We start from the raw sequence: 12,793 nt of genomic DNA, 5'->3' as shown, positions 1-12,793 counted from the left end.
GGCTGCTCCTAGTTCTGGTCGGCGCGTAACAACGCAACCAGTAAGTAAATGAACAGCCCTGCTGCCAACAGCAGTGACACCCCGTCCAGAACGCTCATGGAAATTCTCCGTCGTACGGCAACTGCCGCGTGTCAGCCATTGTCCGCAGGGAGGGTGTAAAGGAACGAGATCGACAAGCCCGCAGAGGCATAAAGAAAGCGTAAAGGTTGGTGTCACACCAACTTTACAAGCGAATAAATCTCATCAGTCGTGCGAGCGACAACCGACTAACGGTCATTGTTTATTAAAAATCGTTCACAGCGACACTGAGTCCTTTAATCAAAAGAAATCCCTTATCAATCAATAAGCTGAATTCCTACAGAAAGCGCTGCAGGGCGAATGCCGCTACGTGCCCCTGTCATATATGACAGGTTTCAGGCGCCTGCCACCGCGCTATGGTGATCCAAGCCTCTAACGGATAAGGCGCTTGCGATGAGTCACATTGATCACAAAACTGTTGCCGTCCCTTCTGCCCTGCCGCGACTCACATCTGTTGCGGACAACCCAGGGGTCAAACTGACGGCCAAAGAGCTGGAAACTCTGGAATGGATGGCCTTGGGCAAATCGGCCTGGGAAGTGTCCCGGATTCTGGGAAAATCAGAAGCGGTGGTGAATTTCCACCTGTGCAATATTCGGCGCAAGTTCGAAGTTACAACGCTCAGGTCAGCACTGGTCAAGGCTATTGAGCAGGGGGTTATTTTGTTGCATTGAATGGACAATCATATCGACCTCCAACCACCGCACCAACGTCGGTGCCTTAACCCCCTTCCCCCTGCTGTTCGGCCAACAGGTAATCCCCGCCGCGGATAAACGTGCTGTACTGCTCGCCCCGAAGTTGATTGACCAACTCCCCGTCACGGTAGAAGCGTTGGTCCTGGCCTGTGTCACTGGTGTGACTGGCCAACTTATCGAGCGGGTCGTAACGGTATTCGCTGTGGGTGGATGGACCGCTGACTTCCGTCAAGCGACCGAGGGCGTCATAACTCAAGGTGCGACCCTGTTCGTCGACGATCAGGTTGCCGTCCGGGTCGTAATTCAGTTCGATAGTTTTTGGGGCGTAGTCGTCGTGGCTGTTGACGACCTTGATCAATTGCGTCGGGTCCGTCTCATCGTAGGTATAGGTGGCCCGGTTGCTGCCACCCTCAAACGTGGTGAGTACGAGTGTCAGGTTATCCAGTGCATCGAACCGGAACGACTGGCTGAGAATGGTCTTGCCATAGGGATCGACCGGCGCCTGACTGCCTTTGCAGGTGTAATTAGCCAAACGCCCACGGGTGTCGTAACCGAAGGTTTCATCACGGAGCACGGCAGTGCCTTCTTTAAGAACCCGCGTCTCCAATTCATCGACTGCGTTGTAGCTCTGGGCCAGCGTTTGGACCACACCGTCGAAATCAAAAGTGCGCATCATCTCAAGACCCTGATCGTCATACGTCAGGGTGATGGTCACGCTTTGCGCACCGTCCACGGTTTTTATGCTCTGGGTCTGGCCCAGCGCGTTATAGCTGAAGGTCGAAACAGTTTGACCGAGCGTGGTCTTGTTCAGCCGCCCTGCGGTGTCGTACTCGTAAAGCTGAGTCTGGCCAAGCACATCGGTGTAAGCACACAAGCGTCCGCTCAGGCTGTAGCTGTACTGCATGCCAAAGGTGTCGGCACCTTGGGTACACACTTCGCTCTTCAGCTCACCGGTACTGTAATACTCACGGGTCAGTTGCTGACCGAGCTCCTTGCAATGCAACAGTCGGGCGTTGAGTCGGTCGTAGGTGTAGTCGGCAGTGGTGTCGCTGGCAGGAATACGCCGCATCAGCGGGTCTTCGCCCAACATGGGCAGGTAAGTGTATTCAATCACCTGCTTACTGGCAGTGGTTACCGTGCTGGGTTGGGCTTGCCCCGGCTCAAACGTAAATACCTGTTCTCTGCCACCGGTGACAGAACGGTACATCCGGTCAAGCCCATCGAAGGATTGCTCGCCCAGGACTCGATCATCGGCGCTGATCAATGTCGGTAAATCCTTGGCACTGTGCAGAGCATACTCGCGTTTGACTACGGCCTGGTCAGGCAACGTGCTTTCGACCATTCGGTCAAACGCATCGTAGCGGTACTGGGTGCTGTGGCCGAGCGCATCGATCTCTTCAGCCGTACGCCCCAGCCCATCATAGCGGTACAGCTGCTTGCCGATGCTCTGCCCGTCACGGGTGAAGCGCTCAACGCTGTCCGGTTTCTCAAACAGATTGAGTTGAGTCACCGTGAGGTTGTACTTCTCCGTGGAGGACAGACTGACTTGCGTCCATTTACGCTGGATCGGGCCGGAGGTGCCGCCGATCAAGTCGGTTTCGCTAAAGGTCACCACCCTCTCAGGCGCGGTTTCGCTGTCTTGCTGCCCCCAGTCGTCGTAGCCAAAGGCGCGCTTGAGCGGTAAGTCCTGATCGCCCAGCCAGTCGTAATCGGTCTCGGCCAATAACTGACCGCGCGCGTCATATTCGGCGCTATAGGTTTGGCGAAACGCCCCGGCGCTCGTGGGGTTGTCGGTGTCCTGACGCTCCTCCTTGATCACTCGATTGAGGCCGTCCAAGTGGCTGCACGTCTGTACACCCTTGACGTCGGTGACGGTCTGCGACGCCGTTTGGCCCCCGAGGCCCACCAGCACGTAAGCGTAATGGCGGGTGGCGATGAAGTCGGTGTCCGGGGCCACGGTTTCATTCACTACTCGGCCCAGCGCGTCGTAGGTGTAGCGGATTTCCACGTCGCTGTCGTCGCGGTTGAGCAGTGGTTCACCGTTGAGCAGCGAGTGCTCCAGGGTGATCACCTTGTGCACGCTGTCGAAGCTGCTGCTCAGGGTTTGCGTGGTCTTGAGCACGGTTTCGCTGGCACGGCCGGTGCCGGCCTTGCCGGCGGTTTTTTCATAGACGAAGTCGGTCGAGGTACTGTGTTCGGCATAGGTCAATGCGTTATGCAAGGTCAGGGTCACTTTGCGCTGACGCCCGTGTCGAAGGGCATCCCCTGGCACGTCGAAATAGCTGTAAGCGGTCGTTTGCATCAGCTGCTCGCCGCTGTCCTCGATCTGCTGCAGGGTTTCGTCCTTGATCACCAACCAGCTGTTCACTCCGCCGGTGACCGACGCCATGGCCTGATAGCGATAGCGGGTACACAGCGTCGGTGCCGGGCTGTCAACGTCCGCCGGTGCCGGGGTCACGGTCTGTGTTTTCAACTGGCGCACGAACCCTTCCGGGTCGACCGGGCACAGCCCTGGCTCGCCAGCCGCCGGGTAATAGCGGTTGGTTTCGGTGATCCCGTTGGCCTGGACCTCTTGGGTCAGGTTGCCATAGAGGTCGTACTCGCTGCTGACCGTTTCCCGGCGAACGAGGTTGGGGTTGTCGAGGCTTGACCAACTGTTGGTGACGGTTTTGGGCAACTGGCAGTAAACGGGTTGGTTGGCGAAGTCGACGCCGTCATTGGCGTAATACACCGTGACGACCCTTTTTACGTTTTTGTTCTGGGTGGTGGTTTCTTCGGTCAGCAGGTGGAAGCGGTTGAAGCTGCGTTCGACCGTGCGCACCGCCAGGCCTGCCACGTACAGGCTTTCGGTGGTGCCATACACATAGGCGCCGGTGATCTTGTAGAGGTTGTCCAGGCCGTTGTCTTCCCAAATCAGCCCGGAAGCGTTGTAGCCCAGGAAGTTCTTGCTGTTGTCGGTGCCGTTGCCACGGTAGGTGTACCGCGCCTCGATTGTCGGCTGGCCAGCGCCTGGGTAGGTCGTGTGATCGGTCACCCGACGCAGCGCCGGGCGTGCATCGAGGCCGGGGAATGCATGCCCGGCATCGTTGTACGCCACGGTTTCGCGGCCCCCTACCGGGTTCCACACCTGCTTGATACAGGTCAGGCCATTGAGGGGGATGTAGTCGAAGCGCCAACAGGCGTTCTCAGCGGTCGGCAGGGTGATCTGGCCGACCTTATAGTCATCCTCGACCAGCGACAGGGTGAAAAGCACCGACAACTCGTCGGGGGGTACTGGTACATCGGGGTGCAGCCGCACCACGACCGAACGGGCTGAGCGGGTGATGGTCAACAGCCTGCGCTGGGCATCGCTGACGGAGACGAGCATTTGATGGTCGCCGAAGTAGTCGTAGCTCAACCTGACCTTGCGCCCGTCGGGAGAGTGGATTTCATGCGGCAGGGCAATGCGGTTGGTAGAGCTGCCGCCAAGCTGAAGGATCTCGACCAGACCGGACTTGTGCACGACCTTATAGCGGCCGCCGCCGAGGTCGTGGAAGTGGAAGCTGTCGAGTTTTTTCTCCTTCATGAGGAGCTGGTTGTCGACGCTGCTGGTGCCGGTGACCTTGAAGGTCTCGCCGGTACTCAGGGACAGGATCTGGTCATGCGGGGTGTACTGCGACAGTTGCAGGTTCCAGCCCAGACCAAAGCCAGTGTCGAGGGTATTGAGCGGGCTGAAGGTCAGCGCCAGGGGGATGACCGGGCCGGCGAGGTCATCGGTCTTGAGTTCGGGCAGGCTGATCGACACCGTGTACAAGCCTGTGCGTGGATCGACTCCGCTTTGCAGGAAGCTCATGAAGTTGAAGGCGTTGGAATGAATGGAACTGGAGGCGGCCATGATCATGAACCTCGTGTGGGACATTCTAAAAAGACGGTGCGTTAAAATACTCAGGGGAAAACAGGCGGCGGTGCATCAACTTCAATTCTCACGCACGAGGTTCTTTTTTTCATGGATTCGTTCGATTTTACGTAGCGGCCCTTCAGTTGAACGCCCGGTACGATGATCGAGTCGATAGGTGCGCTGGCAAACTTATCCAGGTCAATGGGCTCGAGCGTAGAGGTGTCATTTTTTATGATTCGCAGTGCCACCCAGAAATAATTACCAGTGTCGTGATGGTTGCAGGTGTAATCGTCATACAACCAGATATTGGAGGCGGAAGGGACGTGTTCAAGTTCAAGTCCTATGGCCTGGTCGTTTCTGCAGTGATTGTTGCTTTTGAACACATAAGTGCCGGTCTTGAAGTCAAGGGTGCAATGGTTTTGTCCGTTGGCGCCCTCCAGTGTTAACTTGGGTTGATCGCCAGGTGCCAATGTGTTGGTAGTGGCTGCCATGCTGAGGTCAACATAGGATAAGTGAGTTGCAAGTATCAGCCACCCGAGCAAAGCTTTAAGAGGAGTCATGGTGAGTACCTTTTTTTTGTAAGCGTAAGCGCAAATTTTTATGCGCAAGTTCAGGAGGTTGCTGAGTCATGGCGAAGCTTCAATAATTAAACAGTTGATTCCATCAGGGTCGGCGGAGGTTCCGAGTACCTCTCGTTTTATAAACCTAAGTCCGGGTGTAATAACCTGTCCAGGAGAAAGTGTCTTGAGATCTAGAGTATTGATTTTGTCGGGAGTGGAAGTGGGATTTTTTATAGTCAACAATTCATACCAGCTAAATGCACTGAAAGAGTCAAGTCCGCATCTTTTTGGACTCGACTCGAGTTGACCTGTGTCTGGACGGCCTTTAACAAGCCAGATTCTCGTGGCCGAAGGAAAGTTGCTCATAGTAAAGTAACCGCCGCTACTCAAATGTTTGCATGGAAAACTGCTGCCTTGCCTTGGCTCTTCTGGAAATCGCTCTTTTCTGGAGGTTGATGGGAAGCTGCACTGTATCGACCCATCTCTAAAGTATAAAGCGATGGTTCCATCGTTTTGAACGTTGGTCGATGTTTCCGCCAGTGCACACCCCACGAAGATTAAGCCGGTAGCAACCAATAATCCGCACATCGTTATTTTTAGTAAATTCATTGTGATGCACCCCTCACATGCCGAAATAAATAATGCTGTTTGATAAACGATAACACCGGTCTGGAATTTGCCTACCTAGCAGTTTTGCTAGGTAGGCAACGTTATTGATCAGGCGTACACCTAGGCCAACGTCACGTCATGCAGGCCTTGGCAACTGATGGCTGACGACCGCGTTTTGAATGTGTGCATGGAGTTCATCGTATGGATAATTCTCTCCCGGTGAGGGATTGAGGTGGCCAGCACCGAAAGCGCAGAAGAAAAAAATGAATGATGAATCTGCACGCTATGCACTTTGAGCGTGGCGAGCAATTAGGATGCCACTGAAAAGAGGGCTGTGTAATGTCTGGGAATTCACTGGAAAGCTTGGTCAGTTGGCTTGCAGAAAAATCTCGACTCTTGGGCTGGGACGCGATTCTGGTACTGGATCGCAGTAAGCTGAATCGCTTTTTGATTCAAGAGTACATCAGTCGATTCAACAGCACTTCTTACATGCCACCCATTACTGCAAGTAAGCAGGTGGTCCCCACGCAAAGGGAGCATCTGTACAACTATACGTTGGATTATCCACGGTTGTCATTTGAACGCGCGGATCTGCACGACTCCACTGCTGATCTAACCCTGCGCGTAGTAGGCGGCATGTTGGTCACCATGGAGATGAAGCTGGGGATGGGGCAAGCGATAAAGGTGGACGTGGCAGATCCACTCGATGGGCCAATCGTGAGCATGAAACTAAACTTGTCAGACGTGACGGGCGATGTTGACAAGGACGGAAGAGTGCTGCTGGATTTGGCAAAGGGAGGTGATATCAGGGTGGACTATTCAACCAGTGAATTTATGCAGATAAAGCTGGGGGATTTGATGCAGAGTGAGTTCGACAAGCTCACTCCAGAACAGCGCCTTTTTCCGCTGAGTACACTGGCGCCCGGTTCAAATGAGTACATGCGTCCGGTAAAATTCGATGTTAGAACTCAGGCAAGTGGTCCCGCAGCCCGTAACCGAACATCGGATGAGTACGGTAATGGCGCGGTGGTCATGTTTTTGACGATGGAAGGTGGCCAGGCAGGCAGCTTTCCAGGTACAGGTTCTGATTTTAGATATTTGATTCCAGACGATACAAGAAGGGAGTACTCGGCGACAGTGGTCTTTAATGCATCTCTGGTCGGTAGCTCAATGGTAGGTCCGGCTTTTTCTAAGCTTGCTCGTGAGCACGGGCTATCGGTCGTTCAGTCGCGGGAATCGGACACAATAATGTTTCGCTTGTCGGAAGGGGTTATTAAAACACCTCCCGGGGTGCTCTCCGGTCCTTCATGGACGTTCAAACACGATGGTATTTCCATACCCTCTCAGAGTTTTGGGGCTACTTTTATATATAACTATATGGCAGTAGCGATTAATGAAGCGCGGGGGAACTCGGTTGTGTTAGGCAACTATTGGGAGGCGATTGATGATTACTTGGGGGGGGCTAACCTTCGTCTGAGTTGTACCAGCGGTTTGTGTGTTTTTGTAGAAGGGCGTTCGGGGCTTACATTGGTTGGCGAGCCGTCGACCAGTGGCAGTGTGGCAGGCCTTTTGGGAGCTGCGCAATCGTGGCCTGGCTTTGGCGATCTTATACTTCCCCATGCGCTTGAGGCAGCCAGCGCGCTGATGGCGCCAGTTTTTTCGTTTTATTCATCGAACGAGGAACTCGAAGCTTCTTTCAGGGAAAGTATTCAATTGCCGCTCGACCAGGGTTTGGATTTTCTGGATGTCAAGGTGCCTTTAGATGTTGTCATGTTCGGTACTGTCAGTCCCGCCACGACCGCTTTTGAAATCACGCCTATCGAAGTGATTATTGGGCACGGTGCATCCTATGCATTCACCACGGTCCCCGTGGTCAGTAACTTGCGGTGGACGGTGGAGTCGATTGCAACAGGCATCAATAACGTGGGGGATATTACCGCGGGTGGGGTATATACGGCGCCGACATCCGAGAACATCAAAGGTCTGTACGTTCGTGTCAGAGTCAAAGCCACTGACCCCAAGGGCTATTCAAGTGTTGCATTGCTTTCCGTTGTCGTCAGGGATATTACGGTCAACCCTATTATTCAAGCGTGCGATTTTGGTGCTTCACGCGATCTGACGGCCGGGACGTTAGGGGGTGGAGCGTTAGACTGGCGGTTGGCAGGCGCCCAACCAGGGAGTACGTTAACGCCCAATGGACATACGAGAAACGGTCATACGTATAAAGCCGGTCCTCAAAACGTAGAAAATCCTTTGGTGCTTGAGGAGATCAAGGTGACCAATAAGCTGACGAACAAAAGCCAGTCGGCCTATGTGCTGATTGTTAACAAAAACATGGGAATCGTTGTCAGCGTTGATGCGAACGTAGGCCTGCCGGCAGGGCAAATAAAGTTGCAGGGCAGTATTAATGGGATCCTGTATGAAGGGTGTAAATGGGAGGTACTAATGGGGTCGGGGACTGTTGCACCTGACGCCGATGTATTTACCGAAGAGGTGGACGGTCAATACCCTTTTGCGATCATCACTGCAACGGTGAAGCATCCTGTGCTTGGAACCTTTGTCGGTTATATGATTCAGCCATTGCCGTTGCAAGAATTCTCTGCCCTTCATAGGCCATGTGAAAATAAATAAAGCTCGCAGCAGCAGTGATGGCGTCCGGCTCGGTTGCTCATGGCAGGGGTGCCATTTCTGTATTAAGTCGCGTTCGACTTAATCGGTTTTTACAGCAGCAATTTGTTGCGGGGTTCAACGAGCTCAGCTTCTTGCCCGGCTTCAGTGGCTGCTTTATAGGTGCTGTCGGCCAGCGCGTGCCCGAAGTTTCCGAGTAGCATGATAATTAATAATCCGTACACGGTGGTGAAGGGGGATGTCTTGTTATTACTCCAGTGCCCTGTACCTGAATAATACGTTCGGTAAAAATAACACTGGGCTGACCTTTGCCAACCTAGTAGTTCTGCTAGGTTGGCAACGTTATTGATCAGGCGTACACCTAAGCCAACGTCACGTCATGCTGCTGTTGGCAACTGATGGTTGGCGACCGCATTTTAAATGTATGCATGGAGTTCATCGTATGGATAATTCTCTCCCTGTCGTGCAACTAAGAGAGTCTCATGCTCTGGCCCTGGACCCTGCTGCGCCACCGAGTAGCGGGGCATTCACACTCGTCATTCCACCTTATCCGCGCATGGCTGTTGGCGATAAGGTCACGATCACGTGGCAGGGTTTTTATGATGACGGTGATGAAGATTCGCCTTACACCAATACGAAAATCCTAAAAGTCGGCGAGCTTGCAAGGGTGATGATCTGGAACCTGGAAAGAACATATGTCGACTTTATCAGCGGTGGCAGTGCGCAGATGAGCTACAGCATCACCTACGCCACCCCTCCAGACAACCCGGCTGATTCGCCACTGCAGACGATCAACATCGTCAAACCATCGCAAGTTCGCTTGCCCGCAATCGGCATCGAGAATCACAGCGGCAGTTCAATTGACCCCGAGCTTTTCCCGGAAGGCCTCGTGCTGCTGGCGGATGCGTATACGGGCATTCAAGCCGGGGATTATGTGTTGTTGTATGCCATGGGGCCGCTCGCGAGTACCAGCGTGGTGGCGTCTCTGCAGGTCGATCAACTGATGATTGACAGTGGGAAACTCTCTTTCACCGTCGAGCAAAAATGGCTGCAGGACAATCTCGGCAAAAAGGTAACACTGGAGTATCAGTATGCGCGGCCCGGCGTTGCCGAGTCCTCCGAGCGACGGGAACTGGACGTTCGTGCGTCCTGGCGACCCGAAGCCCCGATAGTTGTCGGGGCCCAGGAAGAAGCGCCCGGCCCTAGCCAAGGCTTTATCGAAGCGGAGGGACTTGCAAGGGGGGGGGGGCAATATCAAAATTCCGCAGGAAGTGCTGTTAGGTGATGACGATAAGGTCCAGGTCCATTGGGATGGTTATGGCACCACCGGTCACTCCATCGTGACCGAACCTCAAGCAAATGATCGGCGCACATTCGTTATTGATCCTGCCGCCGTCCCGGCGAATATGGGCAAGCGCCTCAACGTGTTTTACCAGGTGACGCGACCTGACGAAGCCGCCGCAACCTCCAAGCCCTTTGACCTGCGCGTGATTACCGTACCGCAAGGACGGTTTAGTACGATTCAATGCGAGCAGGCGTCCCTCAACAATCTGCCACTGAACAAAGTGCCAGTGACCGGCGCGGATTTTACGTTGGTACGATGGATATTCATGGCGCCTGGTCAGTTGCTCACTGTCCAGGCCAAAAGTTCGACGAACATCTATTTGCTTGAAAATTTCCTGATAACTGCGGCGCACCTGACCGCAGGCAAAGTCGAGGCAAAGTTAAGTCTCGAGTATCTGCAAAAACTGGGGGCTGGCGCAGAGCTGAAGATAGAGGTCAGTGTCAGTTTTGATGAGGGTAATTCGCAAACAACGTTTCCCACTGCTCCTCTCACGGTGAGGGATTAGGAGAGGGCGTGACAGCGGGTTTGGTATGCGTTAAGTCGTTAAGTTTGATGGGGCGTTTCTCACTATTAATTAATATGCTGGGAGTGTGATGTAATGGCCGGTAATTCAAAAGAAAATCTACTTGCCTGGCTGGCTCTCGAGTCCCGCACGCAGGGATGGGACTCCGTCGTTGTGATTGATCGAAGCAAGTTAAATCTGGTGCTGATTCAGGGGTATATAGATCGGTTCAACAGTGAATCCTACTTTCCGCCGATCACCGACAGTGTATCGACGGTACCCACTCAAACGGAATACCTCTATGACTTTACCTTGGATTACCCGAGATTGTCTTTTGAAAACGCCAACCTTTTAGACTCAAAGGCTGCGTTGTCTATGCGGGTGGTCGGTGGAACACAAGTGACGATCGAGACAAACCTCGGTATTGGGCGTGCTATACGGGTGGATTCAACAGACCCGCTTGATGCGCCCACCCTAGAGCTGGTCATTAGCTTGTCTGAAGCGCCTGGGACTGTCGACTCAAGTAAAAACGCCATTCTGGATTTAGCAAAAGGCGGAGAGTTCAGGCTGACTTACGCCGACACTGAATTCATGCAGGAAAAGCTGGGTGCGCTGTTTAGAAAAAAATTTGAGGAGGTTCCTGCCGAAAAGCGCATCTATGTGCTAACCACTCTGCAGGAGGGGGGTGATAAATATATGATCCCTCAGCGGTTTGCAATTCGAACCCAATCCAGTGGTGCAGCGGCCCGTAACCCACTGTCTTCTGAGTTCGGTCAGGGCGCGGTCGTCTTGTTTGTGGCGATGGAGAAGGGGGATTCGGGAGGCTACCCTGACCCGTCCACGTTTAAATACCTGATTCCTGATGATGCCGTGGAGGAGTATTCGGCCACCGCGCTACTGAGCAGTAAAATGTTGGGTCGAGCGCTATTCACTCGAGGCCTTATCGCGGCTTTTGAGAGGGTCGGGGCTGCTTTCAAGGAGACCTTCGAGGGTAATAAATTAACCACGATCCAAGCCACGTTAGGCTCTTATACCGTTCCCAGTGGGTATTTTGACTACGGAGGTAGCTACCCGCCCCCATGGGACGTGGACGCCGATGCTTTTACGATCAATTTGGCGGGTACGCCCCTGCCAATCATTGCTGATTTCACACAGGCGAATGTCGGGTTGAAATGGCAGTGCGCAGGAAGTTTTTCTGGCACGTTCAAAAATCGGTTAAACAATACAAGTTCCACTTTTGTTGCGAGCTATCAGTTTGATATACACAGGGAATATATCCTTACTGACGGGGCTTCGCCCGGGACGGAACCCTATTTCATGTTGAGTCCGGAATACCTCATTATGTCTTGTAACGTGGCTATGCCGGCGGGGGTGGGTGGGAGCTATCAGCAGAACCTGATAGAAGTGTCGCAGTACTATATTATAGAAGGCGCTACCAAGTTTCTTTACAATATAGGTGATGAATTTTATGACAGTGACAGTGTTAAAAGCTCAATAATGGGCGATGTTCGCATACCGTTTGGTAATGCGCTTGAATTTAAGTCGTTACATATTCCTCGTGATGCAGTTCTTTTTGGCAAGGTCAGTCCCGCTGTCGCCTCCTTTGTTATTAGTCCCCTTGAAGTGATCGTGGGACATGGCGCCACCCACTCCTTCTTAACGGTCCCGGTCACACGCGATTTAACATGGAAAGTGGACCATATTCCCGGTGGGTCCGGCGATGAGGGGCAGATTGATAACGCTGGAAAATATACAGCGCCCTCTGCCGAAAAAATCAAGGGCGCTTACATTCGTGTCAAAGTAACGGCGACAGGTGCAAATGGCTATTCCAGTTCAGCGTTGGTGTCGGTTGTCGTCAGGGACATTACGGTCAACCCAGTGATTCAGGTCTGCGATGCTTATGATTCGTCCTTACCCGGTGCGCGCCAGCACCGTCAGTTGTGGGCGGGGACGCTGGGATCGGGCACGTTACAGTGGCGGTTGAAAGATCCCAACAAGAAAGGAGAATTAGTTTCCAATGGCGAGCCCAGGAGGGGGCACGACTATCTCGCCATGCCTAAAGCCGTGGGCGCCGGGTTCGTTGTCGAAGAGGTGGTGGTCACCAATCTGTTGACCGGCAAAAGCCAGTCCAGCTATGTGCTGGTTTTGCATACAAGTATCGGTGTCAGTATCAGCATCGACACCAGTGCAAGCTTGCCGGCGGAGCAGCTTAAACTGCAAGGGTCGATCAATGGTGTGATAAATAAAAATATTACATGGACGTTGTTGGAAGGCGCAGGTGTTATCGATGAGGTCACGGGTATTTACACCGTGGACCCAGACGCTCCCGAGCATTTTTCAGTCATCACGGCATTGCTCGATTACACAGATATGGGGTTAGGAAAATTTGAAGGGTTTTTAATTCTACCGTTGCCGTTGACAGAGTTTGCCAGTGTGCTGAAAACCTTCGAAGCCCCGTAGGTGATATAAAAAACATCCTTTCGGAAAATTAACGTATTGGA

The 12,793-nt window shown here is 53.2% G+C and carries 9 protein-coding genes; 5 read left to right on the top strand and 4 right to left on the bottom strand.

Features of this window, described 5'->3' with window-relative positions:
• Positions 1-8: 8 nt before the first annotated feature.
• On the bottom strand, positions 9-98 hold the full coding sequence (gene kdpF / locus AC1ME2_RS24740) for a K(+)-transporting ATPase subunit F (protein WP_480414667.1): 90 nt from the start codon (positions 96-98) through the stop codon (positions 9-11).
• Between the two features lie 373 nt (positions 99-471).
• Here kdpF and AC1ME2_RS24735 point away from each other — a divergent pair, with 373 nt between their 5' ends.
• Positions 472-750, top strand: coding sequence for a helix-turn-helix domain-containing protein (locus AC1ME2_RS24735; protein ID WP_480437619.1), 279 nt, complete (start codon positions 472-474; stop codon positions 748-750).
• A 46-nt stretch (positions 751-796) separates the two neighbouring features.
• On the opposite strand, the gene AC1ME2_RS24730 is transcribed toward AC1ME2_RS24735, so the two are convergent.
• The 3 genes from AC1ME2_RS24730 to AC1ME2_RS24720 all read right to left on the bottom strand — a co-directional run bounded on the left by AC1ME2_RS24730 (position 797) and on the right by AC1ME2_RS24720 (position 5,817).
• Complete coding sequence (locus tag AC1ME2_RS24730) at positions 797-4,645, bottom strand: RHS repeat domain-containing protein (RefSeq protein WP_480437618.1); 3,849 nt, start codon at positions 4,643-4,645, stop codon at positions 797-799.
• A 50-nt stretch (positions 4,646-4,695) separates the two neighbouring features.
• Positions 4,696-5,208: a hypothetical protein gene (locus AC1ME2_RS24725; RefSeq protein WP_480437617.1), complete on the bottom strand. Its 513-nt coding sequence runs from the start codon at positions 5,206-5,208 to the stop codon at positions 4,696-4,698.
• A 66-nt stretch (positions 5,209-5,274) separates the two neighbouring features.
• Positions 5,275-5,817 carry a hypothetical protein gene (locus AC1ME2_RS24720; RefSeq protein WP_480437615.1) on the bottom strand — a complete coding sequence of 181 codons (543 nt, stop codon included), beginning with the start codon at positions 5,815-5,817 and terminating at the stop codon, positions 5,275-5,277.
• 339 nt (positions 5,818-6,156) lie between these two features.
• Between AC1ME2_RS24720 and AC1ME2_RS24715 the strand changes: the two genes are divergently transcribed.
• The 4 genes from AC1ME2_RS24715 to AC1ME2_RS24700 all read left to right on the top strand — a co-directional run bounded on the left by AC1ME2_RS24715 (position 6,157) and on the right by AC1ME2_RS24700 (position 12,752).
• Entirely contained in the window at positions 6,157-8,448 is a 2,292-nt protein-coding gene (locus AC1ME2_RS24715) for a hypothetical protein (protein ID WP_480437613.1), read from the top strand.
• 439 nt (positions 8,449-8,887) lie between these two features.
• Positions 8,888-9,730 carry a hypothetical protein gene (locus AC1ME2_RS24710; protein WP_480437612.1) on the top strand — a complete coding sequence of 281 codons (843 nt, stop codon included), beginning with the start codon at positions 8,888-8,890 and terminating at the stop codon, positions 9,728-9,730.
• Complete coding sequence (locus AC1ME2_RS24705) at positions 9,717-10,295, top strand: hypothetical protein (RefSeq protein WP_480437610.1); 579 nt, start codon at positions 9,717-9,719, stop codon at positions 10,293-10,295. Before AC1ME2_RS24710 ends, AC1ME2_RS24705 begins: the two co-directional genes overlap by 14 nt.
• Positions 10,296-10,388: 93 nt before the next feature.
• Positions 10,389-12,752 carry a hypothetical protein gene (locus AC1ME2_RS24700; protein WP_480437608.1) on the top strand — a complete coding sequence of 788 codons (2,364 nt, stop codon included), beginning with the start codon at positions 10,389-10,391 and terminating at the stop codon, positions 12,750-12,752.
• Positions 12,753-12,793 lie beyond the last annotated feature (41 nt).

This window comes from Pseudomonas sp. ASL9 (genome assembly GCF_056680335.1).
Note: the sequence above shows the minus strand (reverse complement) of the source record. Positions and strands in the feature narration are given on the sequence as shown.

Coding starts and splice junctions, on each gene's coding strand:
- AC1ME2_RS24700 (WP_480437608.1), top strand. CDS start 10,389: ATGGCCGGTAATTCAAAAGAAAATCTACTTGCCTGGCTGGCTCTCGAG.
- AC1ME2_RS24725 (WP_480437617.1), bottom strand. CDS start 5,208: ATGACTCCTCTTAAAGCTTTGCTCGGGTGGCTGATACTTGCAACTCAC.
- kdpF (WP_480414667.1), bottom strand. CDS start 98: ATGAGCGTTCTGGACGGGGTGTCACTGCTGTTGGCAGCAGGGCTGTTC.
- AC1ME2_RS24720 (WP_480437615.1), bottom strand. CDS start 5,817: ATGAATTTACTAAAAATAACGATGTGCGGATTATTGGTTGCTACCGGC.
- AC1ME2_RS24710 (WP_480437612.1), top strand. CDS start 8,888: ATGGATAATTCTCTCCCTGTCGTGCAACTAAGAGAGTCTCATGCTCTG.
- AC1ME2_RS24735 (WP_480437619.1), top strand. CDS start 472: ATGAGTCACATTGATCACAAAACTGTTGCCGTCCCTTCTGCCCTGCCG.
- AC1ME2_RS24730 (WP_480437618.1), bottom strand. CDS start 4,645: ATGGCCGCCTCCAGTTCCATTCATTCCAACGCCTTCAACTTCATGAGC.
- AC1ME2_RS24715 (WP_480437613.1), top strand. CDS start 6,157: ATGTCTGGGAATTCACTGGAAAGCTTGGTCAGTTGGCTTGCAGAAAAA.